Genomic DNA, 26,181 nt, shown 5'->3' on the forward strand with positions numbered 1-26,181 from the left:
CGCGCGCGCTGGTCCTGCGGCCTTGACGCCGCGGGCCCGAGCGGGGAGAGGAGGAGCCCCGCGCCGGCGCAGCCCGGCCCCCTGACCGGAGATCCCGCGATGACCTACCTCGGCCTCGACCTCGGCACCTCCTCGGCCAAGGCGGCGCTGATGGACGCGGAGGGGGCGGTGATCGCCTCGCGCTCGGCGCCGCTCGCGGTCTCGCGCCCCGCGCCGGGTTGGTCCGAGCAGGCGCCGCAGGACTGGATCGAGGCGTGCTGGGCCGCGCTCGACGCGCTGGCCGCCGACCGCCCCGCCGAGATGGCGGCGGTCGAGGGGATCGGCCTCTCGGGCCAGATGCACGGGGCGACGTTCCTGGGCGCCGACGACCGGCCGCTGCGCCCGGCGATCCTGTGGAACGACATGCGCTCGGCCCCCGACTGCGCGGCGCTGGACGCGGCCGCCGACTTTCGCGGCATCGGCGGCAACCTGGTGATGCCGGGCTTCACCGCCCCCAAGGCCCGCTGGCTGGCGCGCGAGGAGCCGGCGCTGTTCGAGGCGACGAAGCGCATCCTGCTGCCCAAGGACTACGTGCGCCTGGCGCTGACCGGCGAGGCGGTCTCGGACATGTCCGACGCTTCGGGCACGCTGTGGCTCGACGTGGGGGCGCGGGACTGGTCGGACGCGCTGCTGGCCGCGACCGGGCTCGACCGCTCCCACATGCCGGCGCTGGTCGAGGGGTCGGCCCCCTCCGGCCGCCTGCGGGCCGAGCTTTGCGCCCGCTGGGGGATGGCGAAGGCGCCCGTGGTGGCGGGCGGGGGCGGCGACAACGCGGCCGCAGCCTGCGGGGTGGGGGCGCTGGCGGCGGGGACGGCCTTCGTCTCGCTGGGCACCTCGGGGGTGCTGTTCGTGGCGGGCGACGCGTTTCGCCCCAACACGGCCGGCGCCGTCCACGCCTTCTGCCACGCGGCCCCGGGCCTGTGGCACCAGATGGGGGTGATCCTGGCGGCCGCCGACGCGCTGGAGTGGCTCTCGACCCTCGCCGGCGCCCCGGCCGCCGAACTGATCGCCGAGGCGGAGGCCGCCGACCTCGCCGGCGAGGTCGCGACCGAGGCGATGTTCCTGCCCTACCTCTCGGGCGAGCGCACGCCCCACAACGATCCCGCCGCCCGCGGGGCCTTCGCGGGGCTGGGCCGGGCCGACTCGCGGGCCGAGCTGACCCGCGCGGTGCTCGAGGGGGTGGCCCTGGCCTTCGCCGACTGCCAGGCGGCGCTGGGGGCGGCGGGGTCGGATTTCGACAGCGCCTGGGCGGTGGGCGGAGGGGCGCGCTCGCGCCTGTGGCTGCGGATCGTGGCCGCGGCGCTGGATCGGCCTCTGACCCTGCCGCCGGCCGGCGACTACGGCGCCGCGCTGGGCGCCGCGCGGCTGGGCCTGTGTGCGGCCACCGGCGCCGAGGCGACCGCCGTCTGCGCCCCGCCCGAGCCCGCCGAGGTCGTCTCCCCCGAGCCCGCCCTGGTCGAGCGCATGGCCGCCAAGCGCGCGCGCTTCCGCGCCCTGCACCCCGCGATCTCGGGTGCGCTCAGGGCCTGAGCGCGCTCAGGCCACCCTGCCCTGCCAGCGCCGGCGCGAAGCCTCGTCGAGCAGCGCCAGCGCCAGGAACACACCGCCCCCGGCCGCCAGCCCCGCGCCGACCAGTCCGACCGAGCTCCATCCCCAGCCCGCGGCCAGCGCCAGCCCGCCCAGCCACGGACCCAGCGCGTTGGCGACGTTGAAGGCCGAGTGGTTCAGCGCCGCCGCCAGCATCTGCGCGTCGCCCGCCACGTTCATCAGCCGCGTCTGCAGGATCGGCGACAGCGCGCACCCGAGCCCCACCGCGAACACCGCCGGCAGCATCAGCATCACGTCGTCCGAGACCCGCGCGAAGACCAGCATCGACACCGTGCTGACCGCCAGCGTCGCAAAGATCGCCGGCGTCATCGCCCGGTCCGCGGCCCAGCCGCCGGCCATCGAGCCCGCCGTCATCCCCGCCCCGAACACCGCCAGCAGCCCCGGCAGCCACGAGGCAGGAGCCCTGGCATGCTCGATCACGATCGAGCCGAGGTAGGTGTAGACGCAGAACATGCCCGCAAAGCCGATCGCCCCCATGCCCAGCGTCAGCCAGACCTGCCGGCGGCCCAGGGCGCCGAGCTCGCGCAGCGGGCTGGCGCTCGCGTCGGGCCTCTGCACGGGCGCGAGCCAGGCCAGCAGCCCCGCCGAGGCCGCCGCCAGCGCCGCCACCATCGCAAAGGCCCAGCGCCAGCCGAATCCCTGGCCCAGCGCGTTGGCCAGCGGCACGCCCACGATGGTGGCGATGGCGAGCCCCAGCAGCACCCGCGCCACCGCCTGCCCCCGCCGGTTCGGCGCGGCCAGCGAAGCCGCCATCAGCGCCGCCGCGCCCAGATAGGCCCCGTGCGGAAGCCCGGCGACAAAGCGCGAGGCGACGAAGGCCGAGTAGCCCTCGACCAGCCCCGAGAGCCCGTTGGCGAGCGCGAACAGCGCCATCAGCCCCACCAGGATCGTGCGCCGGGCGATGCGCGCGGCCAGCACCGTGATCACCGGCGCGCCGACGCACACGCCCAGCGCATAGGCGCTGATCGCGTGGCCGGCCTGGGTCTCGCGGATGCCGAAGTCGGCCGAGAAGAAGGGGACGAGGCTCATCGAGGCGAACTCGGCGACGCCGATCGCGAACCCGCCAAGGGCGAGCGCGAGCATCACCAGGCCGCCGCGCTCGACGCGGGGGGCGACTTGGGGTTGGGGGGCCACGGGGCGACCTTTCGTGCTGCGGCGCAAGGCGGGGGGCGGCGCCGCGGAAACGGATGCGGCCGGAGCGGTCGCGACTCGCGCGCCCGGCCCCGCCGTTTGGCGCAGTCTGCCTCCGCCAAACCCTTGGTGCACGTAACGAATGCGTCCTGGCGCGCAGGGCCGCCATGCGAATGCTGCATGGCAGCATCGTCGGGCCCGCGCGGCCGCAGCCGACCCGCCGCCCGCGGCGCCTCGGCCCCCGCGGGGCCTGCCCGCGGCGCCCCGGTCTTCGCGCGGCTTGCCGGAGGGCCTCAGCCTCGCACGGCTTGCCCGCCGCCCCTCACCGCCGCGCGGCGCCTCAGCCCCCGCGAGGCTTGCCGGCGGCGAGCTCGGCCAGCCGCAGGCAGACGCCGGTGGCGGCGGCCATGTCCTGCACGCTGATCCACTCCAGCGGCCCGTGGATCTCGGTCATGCCGGTGAATAGGTTGGGCGTGGGCACCCCCATCTCGGTCAGGCGCGAGCCGTCGGTGCCGCCGCGGATCGGGGTCGAGACCGGCTCGATCCCCGCCGCCCGGCAGGCCTCGCGCGCCAGCTCCACCGGGGTCATGTCGTTCTCCAGCCAGTAGCGCATGTTGCGGTACTGGGGGCGGATCTCGCAGGTCACGCGCGCGCGCGGCTCGCCCGCCTGCACCGCCGCGCAGACCGAGCGCAGCAGCGCGCCGTGGCTCTCCAGCCCCTCCAGCTCGAAGTCGCGCAGGATGACGCCGATCTCGGCCTCGGCCGCCGTGCCCTCCAGCTTGTAGACATGCAGGAAGCCCTCGCGGTCCGAGGTGGTCTCGGGCGTGCGGGTGGCCTGCGGCAGGGTCTGCACGATCTTGGCGGCGAGATGCAGGGCGTTGACCAGCTTGTCCTTGGCCCAGCCGGGATGGACCGAGACGCCCTCGATCCGCACCAGGGCGGCGTCGGCCGAGAAGCTCTCGAATTCGATCTCGCCCTTGCGGGCGCCGTCGAAGGTGAAGGCGAAATCCGCGCCCAGGTCCTTGGGCAGGCGCGCGTCGACGCCGCGCCCGATCTCCTCGTCGGGCGTGAAGGCGATGCGGATGCGCGGACGCGGCAGCGCGGGATCGGCCAGCAGCGCCCGCGCGGCGGTCATGATGATCGCCACCCCCGCCTTGTCGTCCGCGCCCAGCAGCGTGGTCCCCGAGGCGACGACGATGTCCTGCCCCTCCTTCCCCGCCAGATAGGGCGAGACCTCGGGCGACAGCGCCAGGTCGGGCGCGTCGGGATAGGTGATCGGCCCGCCGTTCCAGTTGCGGATCACCCGCGGCTTGACCCCCTTGGCATTGAACGCCGGCGCCGTGTCGACATGGGCGAGCAGGCCCAGCACCGGCGCCTCGACCCCCTCCGAGGCGGGGATCGTCGCCAGCACCGCGCCGTAGGAGGTCAGCGTCACCTCCTGGGCCCCGATCTCCTCCAGCTCGGCGACCAGCATCCGCTGCATGTCGAGCTGGATATCGGTCGAGGGCGAGGTCGCCGAGGTCTCGTCGCTCTGGCTGTCGACGGCGGCGTAGCGGACCAGGCGCTCTTCGAGCTCACGGTCGAAGTCGCGGGCGAGATCGGCGGTCATCGCAGGCTCCGGGTGGGGGAACGGGAGCCATGGTGATCGCAGAGCCGGGCGGGCGCGTCCAGCGGGCGCGGTCGTCGCAACGGACGTCGCGCCGGCGCGCGCGAGGCGCCATAAGGGAGGCGAATGGAGCGGACGACGCATCGGCGCGGCGCGTCCCCTCCCGGGCCTCCGGGCCGCCAGAACACGACGCGCCGGGAGGAAACCGATGACGACGCCCGAGCCCGCGGCCGTGCCTGTCGCCGCGCACGACACGCCCACCGACTCGACCCTGGTGCTGCGGGCGCTGGCCCGCCACCCGGAGCGGACGGCGTTCCGCTCCGAGCATCTCGACCTGACCTACGCGCAGACCGCCGGCCTGATCGCGCGCCTCCAGCGGGTGCTCGCGCGGCACGGCGTGGGCCCCGGGGCGCGGGTGGCGATCCTGTCGGCGAACCGGCCCGAGTCCTGGTGCTCGAGCGTCGCGACCATCGCGCTGGGCGGGGCCACCACGATGCTGCATCCGCTGGGCGCGCGCGAGGGCCAGACCGCCCAGATCGAGGAGCTCGGCGCCCAGGTGGTGATCGTCGACGCCGCCAACCACGCGCCGCGCGGCGCGGAGCTGCAGTCCGATCATCCGGACGCGACCTTCCTGACGCTGGGCCCGGCCGACTACGGAACCGACCTGCTGGCCGCCGCGGCGGCGGAGGCCGACTGCGCGCCGCTCAACCGCTCCGATCCTCGGCAGCCGGCGCACTACAACTTCACCGGCGGCACCACCGGCCGGCCCAAGGGGGTGATGCGCACCGCCGGCGGCGCGGGCAAGATCACGCTGGCGGTGATGGCCGACTTCGACCTGCCCAAGGCGCCCCGCTATCTCGCGGTCGCCCCGATCTCCCACGTGGCGGGAACCAAGGTCACGCCCACCCTGCTCAAGGGCGGCACGGTCCACCTGATGAACGGGTTCGATCCCGCGAAGGTGCTGGCGACCATCGAGGCCGAGAAGATCTCGATGACCCTGCTGGTGCCCACGATGATCTACGCGCTGCTCGACCACCCCGACATGGCCGCCCGCGACGTCTCGAGCCTCGAGATGGTGCTCTACGGCGCGGCGCCCATGTCCCCCACGCGGCTGGGCGAGGCCATCGCCCGGTTCGGCCCGGTCTTCGCCCAGCTTTACGGCCAGACCGAGTGCTATCCGATCGCCGTCCTGCCCGTGGCCGACCATGACGTGAGCCGGCCCGAGCTGCTCTCGGCCTGCGGCTTCGCGGTGTCCTCGGCGACCGTGCGCCTGCTGGATGCCGACGGGAACGACGTCCCCCAGGGCATGCCGGGCGAGATCTCGGTGCAGGCGCCCCAGGTGATGGAGGGCTACTACCAGCGCCCCGACCTGACGCAGGAGGCGCTCGGCGACGGCTGGCTGCGCACCGGCGACGTGGCGGTGAGGGACGCCGAGGGGCGGCTCTACATCGTCGACCGGCGCAAGGACATGATCGTCTCGGGCGGCTTCAACGTCTACCCGCGCGAGGTCGAGGACGCGCTGGCCGCGCATCCCGACGTGGCGATGGCCGCGGTGATCGGCATCCCCGACGAGAAATGGGGCGAGGCGGTCTGCGCCTACGTGGTCCCGAAGGCCGGCGCGACGCTCGACCCCGAGGCGCTGGCGGCGATGGTCAAGGCCAGCAAGGGCGGCGTGCACACGCCCAAGTCCTTCCACATGGTCGACGCCCTGCCCCAGACCGCGCTAGGCAAGATCGACAAGGTCGCGCTCCGCGCCCCGCACTGGGAGGGCCGCGCCCGCAAGGTCGGCTGACCCTCCCCCGCCGCCGGCGGCGCCCCCGATCCCCTCCGGGCCCGCCGGCGCCCCCGCTCCCGCGCGCCACACGCGCCCCCGGGAAGCGCCTGTTCTCCGGAGCCGTCTCTCGCGGATGCCGCCCGGAGCGACTCGCCCCGAGGGGTCAGGGATCGCGCAGCGACCGCGCCCTGCGCGGCTTGTCCTTGACCCCTCGGGGCGAGTCGCTCAGGCATCGCTGGCGAGAGACGGATCCGGAGAACAGGCGCGGGCGTCTTGTTCTTGGGTGAGTCAGGAGCCCGCCGGAGGCTCCGACGCCCGCCCTCTCCAGGCCTGCCCCCCCCAACCGGCGCCCGGCAGCCAGGCCCGCCCGCAGGGCGCCTGCAGTCCGCTCCCCCGCTTTCCGCGCCGTCTCGCCTCCTCGCCGCTCCCGCGCTAGTGTCCGACACTCTTGCGCCCCGACCCGCCGCCCTTTACCGATCCTGTCGAACCCGGCGGGCGCGTCGCGGCCCCTCTCGCAGCGGCCGCTTGCCCGCGACCACGAGAGGAGACGCAGCGAGATGCAGATCGACGGACTGGCCGCCATCGTCACGGGCGGGGCCTCGGGGCTCGGCGGGGCGACGGCGGAGATGCTGGCCGCCAAGGGCGCCAGGGTCGCCATCTTCGACCTCAACGAGGAACTGGGGACGCAGAAGGCCAAGGCCATCGGCGGCAGCTTCCACAAGGTGAACGTCACCGACGAGGACGAGGTGACCAAGGCCATCGAGGAGGCCGCGGGCCTGCACGGCAAGGCCCGGATCCTGGTCAACTGCGCCGGCATCGGCCCGCCCGCCAAGGTCATCGACCGTGACGGCAACCCGCTGCCGCTGGCCAAGTTCGCGGCCATCGTCAACGTGAACCTGATCGGCACGTTCAACGTGCTCTCCAAGTTCGCCGCCCGCATCCAGGCCGAGGATCCGGTGGGCGAGGAGCGGGGCGTGATCATCAACACCGCCTCCGTCGCCGCCTACGAGGGCCAGATCGGCCAGGCCGCCTACGCCGCCTCCAAGGGGGGGATCGTGGGCATGACCATCCCCATCGCGCGCGAGTTCGCCCGCTCGGGCATCCGGGTGTGCACCATCGCGCCGGGCCTGTTCCTGACCCCTCTGCTCGCCTCGCTGCCCGAGGAGGCGCAGAAGTCGCTGGGCGCGCAGGTGCCGTTCCCCTCCCGCCTCGGCGACCCGTCCGAATATGCCAAGATGGCGCTGTCGATCATCGACAACCCGATGCTCAACGGCGAGACGATCCGGCTCGACGGCGCGATCCGCATGGCGCCGAAGTAAGATCCTCCGCCTCCCCGGGATGCCCGGGGAGGCGGCCCCGATACGCCCCCAGGGAGGAGAGGCGCGATGCTGCCCACCGAAGATCAGGCGATGGTCCGCGACATGGCGCGCCGCTTCGCCGCGCAGAAGCTGGCCCCCAACGCCGCCCGCTGGGACGAGACCGGGGAATTCCCCAGGGACGTGATCGCCGAGATGGGCGGCCTTGGCCTGATGGGCATGCTGACGCCCGAGGACTACGACGGCGCCTTCACCGACACCATCGCCTACGCCCTGGCGCTGGAGGCGATCGCGGCGGGCGACGGCGCGATCTCGACGGTGATGTCGGTCCACAACTCCGTCGGCTGCGTCCCGATCCTGCGCTACGGCACCGAGGCGCAGAAGGAGCAGTGGCTGCGCCCCATGGCCCGCGGCGAGACGCTGGGCGCCTTCGCCTTGACCGAGCCGCACGCGGGCTCGGACGCCTCCGCCCTGAAGACGAAGGCCGTGCGCACCGATGCGGGCTACGTGCTCAACGGGGTGAAGCAGTTCATCACCTCGGGCGCGAACGCCGACGTCGCCATCGTCTTCGCCGTCACCGACCCCGAGGCCGGCAAGAAGGGCATCTCGGCCTTCATCGTGCCCACCGACGCCCCCGGCTGGCGGGTCGCCTCGCTGGAGAAGAAGCTGGGCCAGACCCTCTCGGACACCGCCCAGATCGCGCTCGAGGACCTCGAGATCCCGGCCGAGAACCTGCTGGGCGAGGAGGGCGAGGGCTATCGCATCGCGCTTTCGAACCTCGAGGGCGGGCGCATCGGCATCGCGGCGCAAGCGGTGGGCATGGCCCAGGCCGCGCTCGACTATGCGGTGGGCTACGCGAAGGAGCGGGTCTCGATGGGCAAGCCGATCATCGAGCATCAGGCGGTGGGCTTCCGCCTCGCCGACATGGCGACCCAGCTCGAGGCGGGCCGGCAGATGGTCCTCCACGCCGCCGCGGTGAAGGACGCGGGGCTTCCGGCCCTGCAGGCGGCATCCATGGCCAAGCTCTTCACGTCCGAGATGGCCGAGCGGGTCTGCTCCGCCGCGATCCAGACGCTGGGCGGCTACGGTTACACGCGCGATTTTCCCGTCGAGCGGATCTATCGCGACGTGCGGGTGTGCCAGATCTACGAGGGCGCCTCGGACATCCAGCGGATGCTGATCGCGCGCGGCCTCGCAGCCTGAGCCCCGCTCCCCCCGCGCCGGGCGCAAGCCGTCCGGCGCGGCGGCGCCCAGCGGCGCGCGCCCCGGGCCTGACCCGGGGCCTCCTGCGCAACGCCGTCAACCGGCGCGCCGCCCGAGGCTTGCGAGGGTCGGCGCCTGCCCCCTCTCAGCCCCCGGCGGCGCCTGCCCGGATCGTCTCTACCGGCTGCCCCAACCCTGCCAGCGCCTCGCCCGTCTCCCTCAGCGTCCCGGACCGGGCGAGCGCCGCCACCCGCCCCCCCTCGCCCAGCGCGGCGGCGATGGCCTCGAGGTCCAGCGGGTCGGCGCCCGAGCGCTCGGCGTCGCGGCGGGCGAGTTCCAGCGCGGCGGCGGGCGCATCGGTGGGATGGGCCACAAGATCCGCCTCCTGCATCCGACGCACCGCGCGCAGCGCCATCAGGTCAACGTCGGCGGGCAGCTCCAGCAGGCTTAGACGGGCGGCGACCGAGACCGGCGCGGCCCCGGCCTCGACGGCTGCGCGGACCTCGTCGAGCGCGCCCTCGATGTCGCCGGCCTCGGCGCGCAGGCGAGGGCCGTCCATGATCCAGTTCCAGAACGCCCGCGGGGTCGGCTGCAGGGGGATCTGCATCATTCGCGGGCGCAGCTCGGCGAGGCCGGCGAGGAACGGGCCGGTGGCCGAGGACAGGAAGCTCTCGGTCAGGGTCTTCACCCGTTGGGCGAGCACGGGGGCCACGCCCTCGGTGCCGATGGCGACCACCAGCGGGTCGCGGTCGACGATGGCGGGCGTGATCGCGGTGCACAGCTCCGGGCGGTCGACGATGTTGACCACCCGGCCCCAGCGGCGGACCTTCGCGGCCATCTCGGCGTCGCCCTCGGGGTCGACGTCGCTGGCGCCGATGGCGAGATAGGCGCCGGCCACCGCGGCGCGGTCGTCGCGCGCGGCCAGGTGCAGCAGGCGGCCCTGGGCCGCGAGCGCCGCGAGCTCCTCGTTCAGCTCGGGCCACATCACCGTCACCTCGGCCTCGGTGCGCAGGAACAGGCGGGCCTTCTGGGCCGCGGTCTCGCCGCCGCCGCGGATCACCACGCTGCGGCCGCGCAGGTCGAGGAACAGGGGGAAATAGCGCATGTCGGTCTCGCGGGGCGGCTGGATCGGCGGGCGGGCGGGGGGGAGGGGTCCCGCGCGCGACAATGGGGCGCCGCGCGCGGGTGGCAACCCCCCGCTTGACGCCCTGCGCGCGGCCGGGACTGATGGGCGAGCCCCCCGAGCCCTGCAGGAGCCGCCATGACCGCCCCCGATCCCGCCGCCGCCCCCGCACCGGGGCCCGCCTCAGCCCCTCTCGCGGACGTGCCGGCGCTCGAGGTGCGGGCCACGCCGGTCACCGCCCCCGAGGCGCTGGAGCTGATCGCGGGGAGCGAGGCGGAGCTGGCCTCGATCTACCCGCCCGACGTGCGCTTCGCCTTCTCCCCGCAGGAACTGGTCGAGGCGCAGGTGCATTTCGTCGTGGCCTGGGCGGAGGGCGAGCCCGCGGCCTGCGGCGGGTTCGCCCCGCTCGCGGGCTATGGAGAGCTGAAGCGGATGTTCACCCGCCCCGACCGCCGCGGCCGGCGCCTGGCGGGCGCCGTGCTGGCGGTCCTGGAGGCCGAGGCGCGGGCCCGCGGCCTGCCGGTCATGCGGCTCGAGACCGGCGAGGCCAGCCCGGAGGCGATCCGCGCCTATGAGCGCGCCGGCTACGCCCGCCGCGGCCCGTTCGGCGCCTATGAGGAGAACGGGTCGAGCGTGTTCATGGAGAAGCCCCTGCGCTGACGGCGCGCCCCCCGGCCCCGCCTGTCGGCGGGGGCGCCGCGTCAGAGGTCGCGCCCGGCCGAACCGTCCCGCCCGCGGCGCGGTGCGGGCGAGGCGCCCGCTGCGAACGGGCGCCCGGGGCGGCGCATCCGCCCCATGCGCGCCGCCGGACCCTGGCCCACGGCCAGCGACCGGCGCCGGTCGCAACGCGTCGCCTCGCCCGCAACGCGCCGCGCGCGCTCCGCGCGGAACCGGCGCTCGGCCCGACGCGGCGCTTCCGAGAGCCGAGCGCGCGCCCGCCGGTCCTCAGCCCTCGCGTTGCTCGGGCGCGGCGCCGGGCTCCTCGATCAGCAGAGGCATCCGGTCGGTGCAGAACCAGGTCAGGCCGTATTCGACCGGGCGCCCTTCGGCGTCGACGCTCAGGCTCTCGGCCCGCAGCAGGGGCGTCGTCTCGGGGATCATCAGGTGGCGAGCGATTAGCACCCCGGGCCGGCAGGCGGTCATCCGCGTCCAGCGGCGGGTGTAGTCGGCCACCCCGCAGGCGGCCAGCGCCGCGGTGATCGAGCCGCTCTCGCGCAGCGCCTCGGGCAGTCCCGGCAAGGCCGCGGCCGGGAACACCGTGCGCGCAAAGGCCATCGGCACGCCGTCGGCAAGCGTCAGCCCCTCGTAGACATGCACCGCCTGCCCGCGCGCGATCTCGAGCGCCACCGCCTCCTCCCGACCCGCGGACCGGGAGTCGAGCGCCAGGATCCGCCGCGCGGGCAACCGCCCGGCCTTGCGCAGGTTCTCGGTGAACCGCGTGCGGCGCGAGATCGGATAATCGGTCGTGGCGTGGGTCACCGTCGCCCCCGCCCCGCGACGCACATGCACCAGCCCCGCCTCGGCCAGCGCCGCCATCGCCCGGCGCAGGGTGTGACGGTTGACCCCGAAGCGCGCGGCCAGCGCGCTCTCGGAGGGAAGACGCTCCCCCGTCGCCCAGCGCCCGTCGCGGATCTCGTCGCCAAGCGCGTCCCTTATCCGCGCCCAGATCGGCCCGGCGCCCTCGCCCCGGTCGCGCGGCGCAGGCGCCTGCGCCCGGCGCTCCTCCCCTGCCTGCGGCATCGGTCGCTCCCCGTCGTCATGCAGATGTCATCAATCGCGCGTTGCCTTCGCGCGCCGAGTCGGCGATACCATACTTGTGCAGTTGTCGAGTTGGCTAGACAGAAATGCAACCTGTGACCTCTTCCGATCCCACCGCCGCCCGCAAGGGCTGGATGAGCACCCTGGCCAAGGCCCCGGCCGAGCGGCTGGCAGCCTTGTGGGGGGCCTCGGGCCTCGCCGCGCAAGCGCAAGGGTTCGAGTGGCTGCGCCGCCCCGAGAGCGGGGCGGTGATGCTGCGCGGCCGGGCCGGGGCCGTCGGCGCGCCCTTCAACCTGGGCGAGATGACCGTGACCCGCGGCGCGCTTCGGCTCGCCTCGGGCGAGGTCGGACACGCCTGGGTGCAGGGCCGCGACAAGGGCAAGGCGACGGCCGCCGCGCTCGCAGACGCGCTGATGCAGACCGACGCCGCCCCGCGGGTGGAGGCCGAGATCCTCGCCCCCCTGCGCGCCGAGGCGACAGCCCGCGCCGCGGCCCGCGCCGCCCGGGCCGCGGCCACGAAGGTCGAGTTCTTCACCATGGTTCGAGGGGACGTCGAATGAGCGCGATCGCCGCAGACGCGCTCGAGGGCGCTTTCGCCGACTCCCCCGCGGAGGCCGCGCGCGCCTTCCGCGCGGCGCTCGAGGCGATGTCGCGTCCCGGAACGCTCCAGCCGACCGTCGGCGCCCGCCCCCCCGCGCCCCTCTCGCCCGCCGCCGGCGCGCTGGCCCTGACGCTGGTCGACGCCGAGACGCCGGTCTGGCTCGCCCCCGACCTCCGCGGCGGCCCGGCCGCGGGCTGGCTGCGCTTCCACTGCAACGCGCCGCTGACCGAAACGGCGCAGGAGGCGGCCTTCGCCATCGGCTCGCCCGCCGCCCTGCGCGCCGAACTCGACCGTTTCGCGATCGGCGCGCCCGACTACCCCGACCGCTCCACGACGCTCGTCGCGCTGCTGGAGGGGTTCGCGGGCGCCGAGGCCGAGTTGACCGGCCCCGGCATCCGGACGACCGCGCGCCTCGCGCTCGGCCCCGCGCGCGCCGACGTGCTGGCGCTCTGCGCCCCCAACGCCGCCCTGTTCCCCCAGGGCCGCGACCTGTTCCTGGCGGCGGAGGGGCGGCTCGCCGCCCTCCCCCGCTCCACCCGTCTGCGGGAGGTCTGAGCGATGTATGTGGCCGTGAAGGGCGGCGAGCGGGCGATCGACAACGCCCACGCCTGGCTCGCCGAGGCGCGCCGCGGCGACGTCTCGGTCCCCGAGCTCTCGCTCGCCCAGATCCGCGAGCAGATGACGCTCGCCGTCAACCGGGTGATGGCCGAGGGCTCGCTGCACGACCCCGACCTCGCGGCGCTCGCGATCAAGCAGGCGCGCGGCGACCTGATCGAGGCGATCTTTCTCATTCGCGCCTACCGCACGACGCTGCCGAGGTTCGGGCACTCGGTCCCGCTGGAGACCGCCGAGATGGCCGTCTCCCGCCGCGTCTCCGCCACCTTCAAGGACGCGCCCGGCGGCCAGGTCCTGGGCCCGACCTTCGACTACACCCACCGCCTGATCGATTTCGCCTTGGCCGCCGAGGGCGAGGCCCCCGAGGCGCCCCAGGCCACCCCCCTGGCGGACCGCACGCCCCACATCGCCGAGTTCCTCGACGCCGAGGGCCTGCTGCAGTCCGAGCCCGAGGGCGCCCCCACGCCCCCCGACCTCACCCGCCAGCCGCTGGCCTTCCCCGCCGACCGCGCCCTGCGCCTGCAGGCGCTGGCCCGCGCCGACGAGGGGTTCACCTTGTCGCTCGCCTACTCCACCCAGCGCGGCTACGGCCGCAACCACCCCTTCGTGGGCGAGCTGCGCGTGGGCGTGGTCTCGGTCGAGGCGGAGATCCCCGAGCTCGGCTTCACGGTCGAGATCGGCGAGGTCGAGCTGACCGAATGCGAGACGGTCAACCAGTTCGCAGGATCCCGCACCGAGCCCCCGCAGTTCACCCGCGGCTACGGCCTCACGCTGGGCCATTGCGAGCGCAAGGCGATCTCGATGGCGCTGGTCGACCGGGCGATGCGCTGGAAGGAGCTCGGCGAGGACGACGTCGGCGCTCCCGCCCAGGACGAGGAATTCGTCCTAAGCCACTGCGACAACATCCAGGCCACCGGCTTCCTGGAGCACATCAAGCTGCCCCACTACGTCGACTTCCAGGCCGAGCTCGAACTCATCCGCCAGCTCCGCCGCGAGGCCGAAGCCGCCGCGCAGGCCCAGGCCGCCAAGGAGGCCGCGGAATGACCGCCCAGACCGCCACGCAGGCCCCCACCCGGGCCGACCCCGACTACAACTTCGCCTATCTCGACGAGCAGACCAAGCGGATGATCCGCCGGGCCCTGCTGAAAGCGGTGGCGATCCCCGGCTACCAGGTGCCCTTCGCCAGCCGCGAGATGCCCATGCCCTACGGCTGGGGCACCGGCGGCGTGCAGGTGACGGCTGCGGCGCTGACGCCCGAGGATACGCTGAAGGTCATCGACCAGGGCGCCGACGACACCACCAACGCCGTCTCCATCCGAAAATTCTTCCAGCGGGTCGCTGGCGTGGCGGTCACCGAGGCGACCGCCGAGGCGACCCTGATCCAGACCCGCCACCGGATCCCCGAGACGCCCCTGACCGAGGGCCAGATCCTCGTCTACCAGGTGCCGATCCCCGAACCGCTGCGGTTTCTCGAGCCGCGCGAGACCGAAACCCGCAAGATGCACGCGCTCGAGGAATACGGGCTGATGCATGTGAAGCTCTACGAGGACATCGCCCGCCACGGCCATATCGCCACCGCCTACGCCTACCCGGTCAAGGTCGAGGGGCGCTATGTGATGGACCCCTCGCCGATCCCGAAGTTCGACAATCCCAAGATGTCGAACTCGCCGGCCCTGCAGCTCTTCGGCGCGGGGCGCGAGCAGCGGATCTATGCGATCCCGCCCTGGACGGAGGTGGTCAGCCTCGACTTCGAGGATCACCCGTTCGATCCCGGCGGGGCGAACGCCGCCTGCGCGCTGTGCGACGCGCACGGCGTCTACCTCGACGAGGTGATCGTGGACGACGCGGGCGGGCGGATGTTCGTGTGCTCGGACACCGACCATTGCCGCACGCGGCGCGAGGCGGGCCATGTCGGCGCCGAGGGCCCGGCCGCAGAAGGAGCCCTGGCATGAGCGCGCCCTTGTTCTCCGTCCAGGGGCTGACCCGGCGCTACGGCGCGCGGATCGGCTGCGCGGACGTCTCCTTCGACCTCTGGCCCGGGGAGGTGCTGGGGATCGTGGGCGAATCCGGCTCCGGCAAGTCGACGCTGCTGTCCTGCATCTCGGGCCAGATGGACCCCGACGAGGGTCGGGTGCGCTACGCGACCCGGGATCTGGGACCGGTGGACGTGCGCGAGCTCTCGGAGCCCCGCCGCCGGATGCTGATGCGCACCGACTGGGCCTTCGTCCACCAGAACCCGCGCGACGGGCTGCGGATGACGGTCTCGGCCGGCGCCAATGTCGGCGAGCGGCTGATGGCCGTGGGCGCGCGCCGCTACGGCGCGATCCGCGAGAGCGCGACCGACTGGCTGGGCAAGGTCGAGATCGCGGCCGAACGGATCGACGACCGCCCCGCGGCTTTCTCCGGCGGCATGCAGCAGCGCCTGCAGATCGCGCGCAACCTGGTGACGGGCCCGCGGCTGGTGTTCATGGACGAGCCGACGGGGGGGCTGGACGTCTCGGTCCAGGCGCGCCTGCTGGATCTGATCCGGGGGCTGGTGCGGGAGCTGGGGCTGTCCGCGATCATCGTCACCCACGACCTGGCGGTGGTGCGGCTGCTCGCCGACCGGCTGATGGTGATGAAGGACGGCGGCGTGGTCGAGACGGGTCTGACCGACCAGGTCCTCGACGATCCCCAGCACCCCTACACGCAGCTTCTGGTCAGTTCGGTGCTCCAGGCATGAGCACTACCCGGAAGATAGCTTGCTGTTCCATAAGGACTCCTGGCGTCTCGCCCCTGGCCGGGGTCGGTCGGGACGGCGCTTGCCGAGCGCTTCGCGCCGGCGCCGCCCGCCCGCCGACCCCGCTCCGGCCGCCCCAAGCGCTCTGGCTGCGGCGGGGTCGGCGGGCGGGCGAGAGCGGCGCGCAGCGCCGCGCGAGTCCCGTCCCGACCGACCCGAGGACCCTGCGATGATCGAGCTCGACAACGTCTCCAAGACCTTCACCCTCCACCAGCAGGGCGGCCAGATCCTGCCGGTGATCGTCGACGCCGCCTTCCGCGTGGATCCAGGCGAATGCGTCGCGCTGGCCGGTCCATCGGGCGCGGGCAAGTCCACGCTCCTGCGCATGGTCTGGGGCAACTACCTCGCCGCGACCGGCTCAATCCGGGTGGGCGGCCTCGACGTCGCCCGCGCCAGCCCGCGCGAGATCATCGCCCTGCGCCGCGAGACGCTGGGCTATGTCTCCCAGTTCCTGCGCGTGGTCCCCCGCGTGCCCGCCCTCGAAGTCGTCGCCGACCCGCTTCTCGCCCTCGGCCGTGCCCGGGCCGAGGCGGAAGCGCGCGCGGCCGACCTCCTGACCCGCCTCAACGTGCCCGAGCGGCTCTGGACCCTCTCGCCGATGACCTTCTCGGGCGGAGAGCAGCAGCGGGTGAACATCGCCCGCGGCTTCGCCCATCCCTGCCCCGCGCTGCTGCTGGACGAGCCGACCGCCTCGCTCGATCCGGTCAACCGGGCCGTCGTGCTCGACCTGATCGGCGAAGCGAAGGCCCGCGGCGCCGCGATCCTGGGCATATTCCACGACGCCGCCGCCCGGGCCGAGGTCTGCGACCGGGAGATCGACGTCTCGGCCTTCGCCCCGCGCCCCGATCCCGCCGCCGAGGCCGCCTGATGCGCGGAACCCTGCACCTGGTCGTGGGGCCCTCGGGCGTGGGCAAGGACACGCTGATCGCGGCCGCCCGGGCCGCGCGTCCCGACCTCGCGTTTCCCACCCGCGTCATCACCCGCCCCGCCGGCCCCGGCGAGAACCATGAGCCGGTCTCGGAGGCCGAGTTCGCCCGCCGACTGGCGTTGGGCGAGTTCGCCCTGCACTGGCGCGCCCATGGCCTCGCCTACGGCATTCCCGCGGCGGTCGAGACCGCGCTGTCGGCCTGTCGCGGGGGGGTGATCAACGTCTCTCGCGCCGCCGTGGCCGAGGCGCGCGCGCGCTTCGCGCCGGTCCGCATCCTCGCCCTCACCGCGGCGCCGGAGGTCCGGGCCCGCCGCATCGCCGGCCGCGGCCGCGAGACCGAGGCCCAGATCGCCGCGCGCCTGCGCCGCACGCCCCCCGCCCTTCCCCAAGGGCCCGACGTCCGCATCATCGACAACGGCGGCGCGCTCGAAGACGCCACCGCGGCGTTCCTGGCCGCCCTCGCGCCCGCGCCCGCGCCCCTGACCCGGAGCCCCTCATGACCCTCGCCGACGCCAAAGCCCCCCTCCGGGCCGCCGCCCCCGCCGGAGAGATCGCGCTGACCAACGCCCGCCTGGTGCTGGCCGACGAGGAGGTGACCGGTTCGGTCCTGATCCGCGACGGCCGCATCGCCTCGGTCGACCCCGGCCGGACGCGGACCGGCGAGGACCTCGAGGGCGACCTCCTCGCCCCCGGCCTGATCGAGCTGCACACCGACAACCTCGAGCGTCATTGCCAGCCCCGCCCCGGCGTCGACTGGCCGCGCGAGGCCGCCGTGATCGCCCATGACGCAGAACTCGCCTCGACCGGCATCGCGACCGTCTTCGACGCGATCCGCGTGGGCTCGGTCGCCAGTTTCGAGAAGGCCGCCTATGGAAAATACGCCCGCGAGGCGACCGACGCGATCAACGCGCTGAAACGCCAGGGGGCGCTGCGCATCTCGCACCTGCTGCACCTGCGCGCCGAGATCTGCTCGGAGACGCTGGTCGAGGAACTGGCCGAGTTCACCGCCCATGACGACGTGCGCATCGTCTCGCTGATGGACCACACGCCGGGCTTCCGCCAGTTCCGCGACATCGACCAGCTGAAGAAATACCACATGGGCAAGCACGGCCGCACCCAGGCCGAGTTCGACGAGTACATGCAGTTCCTGGCCGAGCTGTCGCTGCGCGTCTCGACCTCCCACGAGGCCGAGGCCGTCGCCGCCGCCCGCGCCTGGGGGGCGGCCATCGCCAGCCACGACGACACCGATGTGGCCCACGTGCAGGCCTCGGCCGCCCACGGCGCCCGCATCGCCGAGTTCCCCACCACCATCGAGGCCGCCCGCGCCTGCCGCGACCACGGCATCGCCGTGATGATGGGCGCGCCGAACCTGCTGCGCGGGGGGTCGCACTCGGGCAACGTCGCCGCGGCGGATCTGGCGGCCGAAGGGCTGCTCGACATCCTCAGCTCGGACTATGTCCCCGCCTCGCTGCTGATGGCCGCGGTGAAGCTGGGCGAGATGACCGGGGACATGGCCAAGGGCTTCGCCACCGTGACCCGCGCCCCTGCCCGCGCCACGGGTCTTTCGGACCGCGGAGAAATCGCGCCGGGCCTGCGCGCCGATCTGGTGCGGGTGCGAACCGCCCATGCCGCCCCGGTCGTCCGGGGCCTGTGGGTGGAGGGTCGCCGGGTCTGACGCCCGCCCCCGACCCTGACGCCCCGCCCCCGGCCCTGACACCCGGGCCGTGTCAGGACGCCGGGTCCGTCCGGCCCGCGACGGCGGGGGGCTCGACGCCTCCCTCAGGCGCCGCCCTGCCTGCCGACCGGCTTGACGGCGCCCGCCGCGCCGGGCTTGCTGCGCGCGGGAGGACACCATGGCAAACCTGGAAAAACTGGTCTCGATGGAAGACCTGCGTCGCCGTGCGCGCAGGAGGATGCCCCGCGTGGCGTGGGAGTTCCTGGACAGCGGCACCGGCGCCGAGACCGCGCTGATCCGCAACCGCGAGCGGATGGACGCCGTCACCATGGTCCCGCGGATGATGCGCGCGGCCCGCGTCCCCGACACCTCGGCCCCCCTGCTGGGCCGCACCTGGCAAGCGCCCATCGGCGTCGCCCCCGTGGGTCTGCAAAGCCTGATGTGGCCGGGGATCGAGCAAGCGCTCGCCGCGATGGCCGCCCGGCAGGGCATCCCCTACTGCCTTTCGACCGTGGCGGGCGAGAGCCTCGAGGACATCGCCCGGGTCAATCCCGACTTCTGGTTCCAGCTCTACCCGCCGACCGATGCCGAGGCCCGCCGCGATCTGATCCGTCGCGCCCATGACGCCGGCGCAAAGGCGCTGGTGCTGACGCTCGACATTCCCCGCTCGTCCCGGCGCGAGCGGCAGCGGCGCGCGGGCGTGGGGATGCCGCCCAAGACCACCGCGCGGCTGGTGGCCGACGTGCTCTCCCACCCGTCCTGGGCGCTCGCCACCTGGCGGCGTGGCGTGCCGACGATGCGCTCGCTGGCGCCCTACATCCCCTCGACCGACATGAAGAAGATGGCGGAGTTCACCGCCAGGAATCTCGCCTTCGACCTGACGCCCGAGGGCGTGGCCGAGATCCGCGACCTCTGGCCCGGGCAGTTCATCGTCAAGGGCGTGCTGCACCCCGAGGACGCCGAGAAGCTGATCGGGATCGGGGCCGACGCGATCTGGGTCTCCAACCACGGCGGGCGCCAGGTCGACATCGGGGTGGCGGCCATCGACGCCCTGCCCGGCATCGTGCAGGCGGTGGGCGACCGCGCCGGGATCATCTATGACTCAGGCATCGCCTCGGGCGCGGACGTCGCCCGGGCGGTGGCTCTGGGCGCGCAGATGTGCTTTGTCGGCCGGGGCTTCGTGTGGGGCGTCGCGGCGCTTGGCGCGCCGGGCGCGGCCCATGCCGAGGCGATCCTGCGCGACGAGCTGTCCAACGTCATGTCCCAGCTCGGCTGCCATCGCCTTGATGAGCTGAAGGAGCGGCTGGCTTGAAGATCGTCCTCTACGGCATCGGCGTGTCGGCCTTCGTGGCCAAGGTGCGCATCGTGCTCGACCACAAGGGCCTGCCCTTCGAGGAGGTCCCCCCGCCGGGCGGCTACGGCTCGGCCGAATACCGCGTGCGGGTGCCTGCGGGCTCGGTGCCGGGCATGACGGTCGACGGGACGCCGCTCCACGATTCCAACGCGATGATGGAGTTCCTCGACGAGGTCGCCCCCGAACCGCCGCTGATGCCGGTCGAGCCGCTGGCCCGCGCCCGGATCCGCGCGCTGCTCGGCTTCCACGACACCCGCGTCGAGGCCGCCGTGCGCGCCCTGTTCCCGCTTGTGAAGCGCGACTGGCGGGGCGAGCCCGAGGCGCTCGAGGCCGCCTGCGCGGGGATCGAGGCGGCGCTCGAGCGGCTCGACGAGATCGACGCGCCGGCGCGGGTGCTGGCGGGCGAGGGGCCCACGCTGGCCGATCTCGCCTATCCCTGCACGTTGCAGATGGGGGCGATGCTGGGCGCGGAGATGGGCCGCCCCCTGGTCCTTCCTCCGCGCATCGAGGACTGGGCGGCGCAGGTCTCGACCCTGCCCGCCGTCGCCCGTTCGCTCGCCATCCACGCGCAGGCGATGGAGGGCTGGATGGCCGGCTTCCGCCGCGCCTGACACCCCCTCGCCGCCCCAACGGAGACCCTCAGATGACCGACCAAGCCGCCCGCATCGCCGACGCGATCATGGCCCGCGCGCCCTTCGACGACCTGGGCGCCGCCGCGCCCGGCACGCTGGTCGAGGCCTATGCCCTGCAGGCGCAGGTGGTCGAGAAGCTCGCCGCCGCCCATGGCGGGATCGGCGGGCGCAAGATCGCCTGGAACACCGCCGTGCAGATGGACGCGATGGGCCTTTCCGAGCCCGGCGCCGCCTGCATCTGCGCGGACCTCGTGCGCCGCTCTCCCGCCACGCTCGCGGCCGCCGACTTCCACACCTTCGCCATCGAGCCCGAGATCTGCGCCGTGCTGAAGGCCGACCTCGCCCCGCGGCCCAACGGCCACGACCGCTCGACCGTGATCGAGGCGGTGGAGCGACTGGCACCGGCGTTCGAGCTGCTGGACCCCCGCGGCATGGGCAAGGCGGCGCCGTTCTCGGTCCTGGCGCAGAACATCAACAACCGGGGCATCGTCGTCGGCGGGCCGGGTCTGGCGCCCCATGACCTCGACGCCGAGGCGCTGCGCTCGGTGGTGACCTGCAACGGGGAGACGATGCTCGACAAAGCCGGCGCGGCGCCGATGGACCCGCTGAGCGCGGTGGCGTTTCTCGCCAACCGCTTCAACGCGCTGGGCCAGACCATCCGGGCGGGCGAGGTGATGCTGCTGGGCGCCCACCTGCCGCCCACGCCGATCGCCGCCCCCGCGACGATGCGTTTCGAACTTGGCGCCCTTGGCGCGGTGGAATTCACGATAGCCTGAGCGCTCCCCGTCGCGGGTCGCGGCGCGTGCGGCGGGGGCGCGCCTCCCGCCGCCGGTTCGGATTGCGATGCTTGCCGCCTCCCCCTCGATCTGGCCTTACGTGCTGCCGCCCGTGATGCTGGTCGCCTCCAACGTGTTCATGACGTTCGCCTGGTACGGGCATCTGAAGTTCGCCTCGGCGCCGCTGTGGGGGGTGATCCTGGTCAGTTGGGGGATCGCCTTCTTCGAATACTGCCTCGCGGTCCCGGCCAACCGGATCGGGCACACGGTCTATTCGGCCGCCCAGCTCAAGACGATGCAGGAGGTGATTACCTTCGCGGTGTTCGTGGCGGTCTCGAGCGCCTATCTGAAAGAGGCGCTCGCCCCCTCGCAGTTGCTCGGCTTCGCCCTGATGGCGGGCGGGGCGGCGCTTGTATTCCTCAAGCCGTGAAGGCAGGTTCCGGCCGATGAGCATTCCCGACGACGCCTACCGCCACATGCCCGACCTGCTGGGCCGGGTTCAGGATCCGATGACCTCGCGATTCCGGCAGATGGAGCAGTGGATCGCCGAGCTTGACGCCGTCGAGGCCGAGGCCGGGCGCGATCCCGCCGCCTGGCGCTGGACCGAGGCCGAGCGGGAGGCGTGTCGGCGCGACCTGCTGCGCGGGCGCGAGGGCGAGGACCTGTGGGTGTTCGGCTACGGCTCGTTGATCTGGGACCCGGCGGTGAAGGTGGCCGAGTTCCGCCGCGCCCGCCTCGAAGGCTTCCGCCGCAGCTTCTGCATGCACCTCGAGGGCGGGCGCGGCAGCCCCGAATGCCCCGGCCTGATGGCCGCGCTCGACGCCGATCCGGGCCATGCCTGCGAGGGGGTGGCGATGCGCCTGCCCGCGGAGATCGCCGACGAGGAGACGCGCATCATGTGGATGCGCGAGATGATCACCGGCGCCTACATTCCGGCCTTCCTGCCCGTGCAGACGCCGCAGGGCGAGGTCGAGGCGATCTGCTTTCTCGCCGACCGGGCCAACGACCGTTTCGTGTTCCTGCCCCGGCCCGAGCGCGCCCAGCGCATCGCCACCGCAGAGGGCCGGCTGGGCACCAACCGCGAATACCTCGAGAACCTGCTCGAGAGTCTCCACGCCCTGGGAATCGAGGATCCCGAGATGGTGGAGCTGCTGGCGATGGTGCGCGAGGCCGCGCCGGAGGCCGCGACTCCGTAGGGCGCATTTCAATGCGCCGCGCCTCACGCCGCCCTCCGCGCCGCCCGACATCGCGGTCGGGCGATGGCGGCGAGGCGCGCGCGGCGCATTGAAATGCGCCCTACGGGACGCGGGCTGAGGTTTCGCTCAGGCCTCGACCTTCGCGTTCTCCTCGAAGAAACGCGCGATCCGCTGGCCCAGAGCCGGCGAGGTCAGGGGCTCGGTCATCCGGCCCAGGGCCGCGTCGGCGAGCGCATCGTCGTAGGTCAGTCCGCGGCGCATCTCGATCAGGCCGGTGGTGAAGGCGGGGCTCATCTCGGGGTGAGGCTGCCAGGAGATCGCGGGCGTGTCCTCCCACGCCAGGCCGGCGATCGGGCAGAAGTCGTTCTCGGCGATGATCCGAGTGCGGGGCGGCTGCTCGAGCACCTGGTCCTGGTGGACGGCGATGATCCGCATGGTCTCGCCGCTCTCGAGGTCGCGGTAGTCGACCGGACCGAGGCCCCAGCCCTTGTCGGACTTGGCCGCCCGCCCGCCCAGCGCATGGGCCATCAGCTGGTGGCCAAAGCAGATGCCCACCAGCGGAACCTTCGCCGCCGCGATCTCGCGCACCAGATCCATGGCGCGCGAGATCCAGGGCTCGTCGTCGTAGACCCCGAAGCGCGAGCCGGTGATCAGCCAGCCGTCGGCGTCGTGGGGGCCCTGAGGGAACACGTCCTTGAGCACGGGCCAGGCCTGGAACTCGAACCCGTGGCCTCCCAGAAGCTTCGCGAACATGTCGGGATAGGTCCCGTGGGCCTCCTGCAATTCGCGCGGGGGGAAGCCGGTCTCGAGGATGCCGATGCGCATGAGAAGTCCTGTCCGCTTTCCTTCGCCGTCAGGGCAGGCAATATAGGGGTTCGACGCGCCCGCGAAAGCCCCGGACGAACCGGGGGACGTCCCGGGCGCCGCCTTCTCGCGGACCCGAACCCTCGGACCGGATTTCATGACCAAGCTCACGCCCGAGATCTCGCTCTCGGTCTCGCCCTCCCTCGCCACGCCGGACCTCGAGTCGCTGCGCGACTGGATCCGCGCCCACCGGGTCGAGGAGATCGAGTGCGTCACCCCCGACTTCGCCGGCATCGCGCGCGGCAAGGTCATGCCCGCGGCCAAGTTCCTGCGCGAAAGCGAGATCCGGCTGCCGGTCTCGATCTTTTTCGCGGGCATCACCGGCGAATACGCCGACGTCGACCACCCCGAGCTCTACTCGGACGGCGACATCACGCTGGTTCCCGACCTGACCACGGCGCGCGCAGTGCCCTGGGCGGGCGAGGCCAGCCTGCAGATCATCCACGACGTGGTCGACCGCCACGGAGAGCCGATCGCCTTCGCCCCGCGCGAGGTGCTGCGCCGGGTGCTGCGGGCCTATGAGCAGAAGGGCTGGACGCCGGTGGTGGCGCCCGAGCTGGAGTTCTACCTCACCAAGCCCAACACCGATCCCGACTACCCGCTCGAGCCGCCGGTCGGCCGCTCGGGCCGGCAGTCGACGGGCAGCCAGGCGTTCTCGCTCTCGGCCGTGGACGAATACGATTCGGTGATCGAGCACATCTACGACTACGCCGAGGCGCAGGGGCTGGAGATCGACACGATCATCCAGGAGGCCGGGGCCGCGCAGCTCGAGATCAACATGATGCACGGGGACGCGATGAAGCTCGCGGACCAGGTGTTCCTGTTCAAGCGGCTGATCCGCGAGGCGGCGCTGCGCTGCGGCTCCTACGCCACGTTCATGGCCAAGCCGATGGCCCGTCAGCCGGGATCGGCGATGCATGTGCACCAGTCGGTGCTGGACGGCGAGGGGCGCAACATCTTCACTGCCGAGGACGGCGAGCCGACCCCGCTGTTCGGGCATTTCATCGGCGGGCAGCAGAAGTACCTGCCAGCGTGCTCGGCGCTGAGCGCGCCCTACGTGAACTCCTACCGGCGGCTGGTGAAGTACATGTCGGCGCCGGTGAACCTGGAGTGGGGCTACGACAACCGCTCGACCGGGCTGCGCGCGCCCCGGGCGGATCCGCGCGCGAGGCGGGTCGAGAACCGGGTGACGGGGGCGGACGCCAACCCCTATCTGGCGCTGGCCGGCTCGCTGGCCGCGGGGTTCCTCGGGATGGTCGAGGAGACGACGCCGCGCCCGGCGGTAAGCGGCGGCGCCTACGACAACGAGCGGGATCTGCCCTACTCGCTGCTCGAGGCCGTGGACCTGCTGACCGAGTGCGCGCCGCTGACTGCGCTGCTGGGCGAGGATTTCGTGAAGATCTACGGGACGCTGAAGCAGTTCGAGTACGATCAGTTCATGACCGTGATCAGCCCGTGGGAGCGCGAGCACCTGCTGTTGAACGTCTGAGCCTGCGGTCGACGGCGGCCGCCCGCGCGCGCCCGCCGACGACCGCGCCCCACCCGCCCACCCCGGCACGGCCGCCAACGGGCGCGCGCGGGCGGCCTTCTCGGGCAGCCTTGCGAAGCGCCGCGGGAGGCTGAACGCGGGGGCCTGCCGACCCCGGCTGACGCGACCCGCGCGGGCCACGCGCTTGCCGCGGGGCGGGCCTGAGGCGGGCGCGGCCTGCGGGTTTCGCGCCCCGCCCCCCTGTCCGGCGGCGGGGTGGGCGGGCGGGAGCCGCCGGACAGGGGGGCGGCCGGGCCCCCGGCCCGGACCTGCGCCGACCCTGACGCCACGCCCCGACCTTCGACGGACCCACCCATGAACCTCCTCTACGCAAACGAGACCCCCGGCGCCCTGCCCCCGAGCTGGTACGCCCACAGCGCCGCCCCCTTCCCCCCCCAGCCGCCGCTGGAGGGCGAGGTCCGCGCCGACGTCTGCGTGATCGGGGGGGGCTACACCGGCCTCTCGACCGCGCTGCACCTGGCCGAGCGCGGGGTGCGCGTGATCCTGCTCGAGGCGCACCGGGTGGGCTGGGGCGCCTCGGGGCGCAACGGCGGCCAGATCGGCGTCGGCCAGCGGGTCGACCCCGAGACCATCGCGAGGCTGGCCGACGAGGGGCTCGCGCGCGACGCCTTCGTCCTGGGCCGCGACGCCGCCCTCTATGTGCGCGAACTGGTCGAGCGCCACGCCATCGACTGCGCCCTGAAACCGGGCGTGATGTATGTCAACCACCGCGCCCGCTTCGACGCGGCGACCCGCGCCCATGCCGAACACCTGGCGAAGGCCTACGACCACGACGCCGTCTACCTCTCGCCGAAGGAGGTCTCGGACCGGCTCGGCGCCGTCGAGGTCTCGGGCGGGATGCTCGAGCCCTCGGGCGGACATCTGCACCCGCTCGCCTACGCCCGGGGGCTCGCCCGCGCGGCGCTGGCCGCGGGCGCGACGCTCCACGAGATGACCGAGGCGACGGCGATCGAGGGCACGACCGTGCAGACCGCCCGAGGCCGGGTGCTCGCCGACCGGGTGGTCGTCGCCTGCAACGGCTACCTGGGCAAGCTGCTGCCCGAGGTCGCGGCGAAGGTCATGCCGATCAACAACTTCGTGCTGGCGACCGAGCCGCTGGGCGAGCGTCGCGCCGCCGCCCTGATCCGCGACGACCTCGCCGTCGCCGACAGCCGCTTCGTGGTCAACTACTACCGCCTGTCGGAGGACCGGCGGATGCTGTTCGGGGGCGGCGAAAGCTATGGCTGGATCTTCCCCAGGGACCTCAAGGGCTTCGTGCGCAAGCGGATGCTGGCGGTGTTCCCCCAGCTCGCCGACGTGAAGGTCACCCACGCCTGGGGCGGCACGCTCGCGATCACCCCCACCCGGCTGCCGGTGTGGGGGGAGCTGCGGCCGGGCGTGTTCAACGCTTCGGGCTATTCCGGCTCGGGCGTGGCGCTGGCCACGATGGCGGGCGCGGTGCTGGCCGAGGCGATCGGGGGCGACCGCCGCCGGCTTGAGACCATGGCCCGGCTGCCGGTCCCCGCGTTTCCCGGCGGCGCCCGTCTGCGCCAGCCAATCCTGGTGGCCGCAATGTTGCTCGCGCGGATGCGCGACGCGCTGTAGGGCCGGGCCGTCGCCCCTCCCCGCGACGCCTGCGCCCGCCCGCGCGCGGCGGGTTGACCGGCCGGCCCGG

Annotated in this window: 25 protein-coding genes; 20 read left to right on the forward strand and 5 right to left on the reverse strand. The window is 73.6% G+C overall.

Annotation, left to right across the window (positions count from 1 at the left end):
- Positions 1 to 99 precede the first annotated feature (99 nt).
- The gene (gene xylB, locus AAC134_RS14960; protein ID WP_339949911.1) at positions 100 to 1,569 is read left to right on the forward strand and encodes a xylulokinase; all 1,470 of its coding nucleotides are present in this window, start codon (positions 100 to 102) and stop codon (positions 1,567 to 1,569) included.
- A 6-nt stretch (positions 1,570 to 1,575) separates the two neighbouring features.
- Here the strand turns inward: xylB and AAC134_RS14965 are convergent, their stop codons facing one another.
- Together AAC134_RS14965 and pepT are read right to left on the reverse strand one after the other, a co-directional pair.
- Positions 1,576 to 2,781: an MFS transporter gene (locus AAC134_RS14965; protein WP_339949912.1), complete on the reverse strand. Its 1,206-nt coding sequence runs from the start codon at positions 2,779 to 2,781 to the stop codon at positions 1,576 to 1,578.
- Between the two features lie 337 nt (positions 2,782 to 3,118).
- Positions 3,119 to 4,387, reverse strand: coding sequence for a peptidase T (gene pepT, locus AAC134_RS14970; protein ID WP_339949913.1), 1,269 nt, complete (start codon positions 4,385 to 4,387; stop codon positions 3,119 to 3,121).
- 205 nt (positions 4,388 to 4,592) lie between these two features.
- On the opposite strand from pepT, the gene AAC134_RS14975 reads away from it, so the two are divergent.
- The 3 genes from AAC134_RS14975 (at position 4,593) to AAC134_RS14985 (ending at position 8,677) form a co-directional block, all read left to right on the forward strand.
- On the forward strand, positions 4,593 to 6,176 hold the full coding sequence (locus AAC134_RS14975; RefSeq protein ID WP_339949914.1) for an AMP-binding protein: 1,584 nt from the start codon (positions 4,593 to 4,595) through the stop codon (positions 6,174 to 6,176).
- 539 nt (positions 6,177 to 6,715) lie between these two features.
- On the forward strand, positions 6,716 to 7,477 hold the full coding sequence (locus tag AAC134_RS14980) for an SDR family NAD(P)-dependent oxidoreductase (RefSeq protein WP_339949915.1): 762 nt from the start codon (positions 6,716 to 6,718) through the stop codon (positions 7,475 to 7,477).
- A gap of 66 nt (positions 7,478 to 7,543) precedes the next feature.
- The gene (locus AAC134_RS14985) at positions 7,544 to 8,677 is read left to right on the forward strand and encodes an acyl-CoA dehydrogenase family protein (RefSeq protein ID WP_339949916.1); all 1,134 of its coding nucleotides are present in this window, start codon (positions 7,544 to 7,546) and stop codon (positions 8,675 to 8,677) included.
- A 145-nt stretch (positions 8,678 to 8,822) separates the two neighbouring features.
- On the opposite strand, the gene AAC134_RS14990 is transcribed toward AAC134_RS14985, so the two are convergent.
- Positions 8,823 to 9,782, reverse strand: coding sequence for an NAD(P)-dependent oxidoreductase (locus AAC134_RS14990; RefSeq protein WP_339949917.1), 960 nt, complete (start codon positions 9,780 to 9,782; stop codon positions 8,823 to 8,825).
- A gap of 156 nt (positions 9,783 to 9,938) precedes the next feature.
- Here AAC134_RS14990 and AAC134_RS14995 point away from each other — a divergent pair, with 156 nt between their 5' ends.
- Positions 9,939 to 10,460 carry a GNAT family N-acetyltransferase gene (locus tag AAC134_RS14995; RefSeq protein WP_339949918.1) on the forward strand — a complete coding sequence of 174 codons (522 nt, stop codon included), beginning with the start codon at positions 9,939 to 9,941 and terminating at the stop codon, positions 10,458 to 10,460.
- A 285-nt stretch (positions 10,461 to 10,745) separates the two neighbouring features.
- Here the strand turns inward: AAC134_RS14995 and phnF are convergent, their stop codons facing one another.
- Positions 10,746 to 11,540 (reverse strand): phosphonate metabolism transcriptional regulator PhnF, encoded by a 795-nt coding sequence (gene phnF, locus AAC134_RS15000; RefSeq protein WP_339949919.1) that lies wholly within the window; start codon positions 11,538 to 11,540, stop codon positions 10,746 to 10,748.
- Positions 11,541 to 11,644: 104 nt separating this feature from the next.
- On the opposite strand from phnF, the gene phnG reads away from it, so the two are divergent.
- The 13 genes from phnG to AAC134_RS15065 all read left to right on the forward strand — a co-directional run bounded on the left by phnG (position 11,645) and on the right by AAC134_RS15065 (position 22,114).
- Positions 11,645 to 12,118: a phosphonate C-P lyase system protein PhnG gene (gene phnG / locus AAC134_RS15005; RefSeq protein ID WP_339949920.1), complete on the forward strand. Its 474-nt coding sequence runs from the start codon at positions 11,645 to 11,647 to the stop codon at positions 12,116 to 12,118.
- Positions 12,115 to 12,714 (forward strand): phosphonate C-P lyase system protein PhnH, encoded by a 600-nt coding sequence (gene phnH / locus AAC134_RS15010; RefSeq protein WP_339949921.1) that lies wholly within the window; start codon positions 12,115 to 12,117, stop codon positions 12,712 to 12,714. Before phnG ends, phnH begins: the two co-directional genes overlap by 4 nt.
- Before the next feature lie 3 nt (positions 12,715 to 12,717).
- Positions 12,718 to 13,818 (forward strand): carbon-phosphorus lyase complex subunit PhnI, encoded by a 1,101-nt coding sequence (locus AAC134_RS15015; protein WP_339949922.1) that lies wholly within the window; start codon positions 12,718 to 12,720, stop codon positions 13,816 to 13,818.
- Complete coding sequence (locus AAC134_RS15020; protein ID WP_339949923.1) at positions 13,815 to 14,726, forward strand: alpha-D-ribose 1-methylphosphonate 5-phosphate C-P-lyase PhnJ; 912 nt, start codon at positions 13,815 to 13,817, stop codon at positions 14,724 to 14,726. The genes AAC134_RS15015 and AAC134_RS15020 overlap by 4 nt, the downstream gene beginning before the upstream one ends.
- Positions 14,723 to 15,496, forward strand: coding sequence for a phosphonate C-P lyase system protein PhnK (gene phnK, locus AAC134_RS15025; RefSeq protein WP_339949924.1), 774 nt, complete (start codon positions 14,723 to 14,725; stop codon positions 15,494 to 15,496). The genes AAC134_RS15020 and phnK overlap by 4 nt, the downstream gene beginning before the upstream one ends.
- 226 nt (positions 15,497 to 15,722) lie before the next feature.
- Complete coding sequence (gene phnL, locus AAC134_RS15030; protein WP_339949925.1) at positions 15,723 to 16,421, forward strand: phosphonate C-P lyase system protein PhnL; 699 nt, start codon at positions 15,723 to 15,725, stop codon at positions 16,419 to 16,421.
- Positions 16,421 to 16,981 carry a phosphonate metabolism protein/1,5-bisphosphokinase (PRPP-forming) PhnN gene (gene phnN / locus AAC134_RS15035; protein WP_339949926.1) on the forward strand — a complete coding sequence of 187 codons (561 nt, stop codon included), beginning with the start codon at positions 16,421 to 16,423 and terminating at the stop codon, positions 16,979 to 16,981. Before phnL ends, phnN begins: the two co-directional genes overlap by 1 nt.
- Positions 16,978 to 18,156, forward strand: coding sequence for an alpha-D-ribose 1-methylphosphonate 5-triphosphate diphosphatase (locus tag AAC134_RS15040; protein ID WP_339949927.1), 1,179 nt, complete (start codon positions 16,978 to 16,980; stop codon positions 18,154 to 18,156). The genes phnN and AAC134_RS15040 overlap by 4 nt, the downstream gene beginning before the upstream one ends.
- Before the next feature lie 178 nt (positions 18,157 to 18,334).
- On the forward strand, positions 18,335 to 19,468 hold the full coding sequence (locus AAC134_RS15045) for an alpha-hydroxy acid oxidase (protein WP_339949928.1): 1,134 nt from the start codon (positions 18,335 to 18,337) through the stop codon (positions 19,466 to 19,468).
- Entirely contained in the window at positions 19,465 to 20,121 is a 657-nt protein-coding gene (locus tag AAC134_RS15050; RefSeq protein ID WP_339949929.1) for a glutathione S-transferase family protein, read from the forward strand. Before AAC134_RS15045 ends, AAC134_RS15050 begins: the two co-directional genes overlap by 4 nt.
- A 32-nt stretch (positions 20,122 to 20,153) precedes the next feature.
- Positions 20,154 to 20,918 carry a hypothetical protein gene (locus AAC134_RS15055; protein ID WP_339949930.1) on the forward strand — a complete coding sequence of 255 codons (765 nt, stop codon included), beginning with the start codon at positions 20,154 to 20,156 and terminating at the stop codon, positions 20,916 to 20,918.
- A 67-nt stretch (positions 20,919 to 20,985) separates the two neighbouring features.
- Entirely contained in the window at positions 20,986 to 21,348 is a 363-nt protein-coding gene (locus AAC134_RS15060) for a DMT family protein (protein ID WP_339949931.1), read from the forward strand.
- 16 nt (positions 21,349 to 21,364) lie between these two features.
- Complete coding sequence (locus AAC134_RS15065) at positions 21,365 to 22,114, forward strand: gamma-glutamylcyclotransferase (RefSeq protein ID WP_339949932.1); 750 nt, start codon at positions 21,365 to 21,367, stop codon at positions 22,112 to 22,114.
- 126 nt (positions 22,115 to 22,240) lie between these two features.
- Here AAC134_RS15065 and AAC134_RS15070 read toward each other — a convergent pair whose 3' ends face one another.
- Complete coding sequence (locus AAC134_RS15070; protein WP_339949933.1) at positions 22,241 to 22,939, reverse strand: type 1 glutamine amidotransferase; 699 nt, start codon at positions 22,937 to 22,939, stop codon at positions 22,241 to 22,243.
- Positions 22,940 to 23,075: 136 nt separating this feature from the next.
- On the opposite strand from AAC134_RS15070, the gene AAC134_RS15075 reads away from it, so the two are divergent.
- Together AAC134_RS15075 and AAC134_RS15080 are read left to right on the forward strand one after the other, a co-directional pair.
- Positions 23,076 to 24,467, forward strand: coding sequence for a glutamine synthetase family protein (locus tag AAC134_RS15075; RefSeq protein ID WP_339949934.1), 1,392 nt, complete (start codon positions 23,076 to 23,078; stop codon positions 24,465 to 24,467).
- A 354-nt stretch (positions 24,468 to 24,821) separates the two neighbouring features.
- The gene (locus AAC134_RS15080) at positions 24,822 to 26,111 is read left to right on the forward strand and encodes an FAD-binding oxidoreductase (RefSeq protein ID WP_339949935.1); all 1,290 of its coding nucleotides are present in this window, start codon (positions 24,822 to 24,824) and stop codon (positions 26,109 to 26,111) included.
- Positions 26,112 to 26,181: the final 70 nt, after the last annotated feature.

It is taken from the genome of uncultured Albimonas sp., from assembly GCF_963977235.1.
Taxonomy (GTDB): Bacteria; Pseudomonadota; Alphaproteobacteria; order Rhodobacterales; family Rhodobacteraceae; genus Albimonas.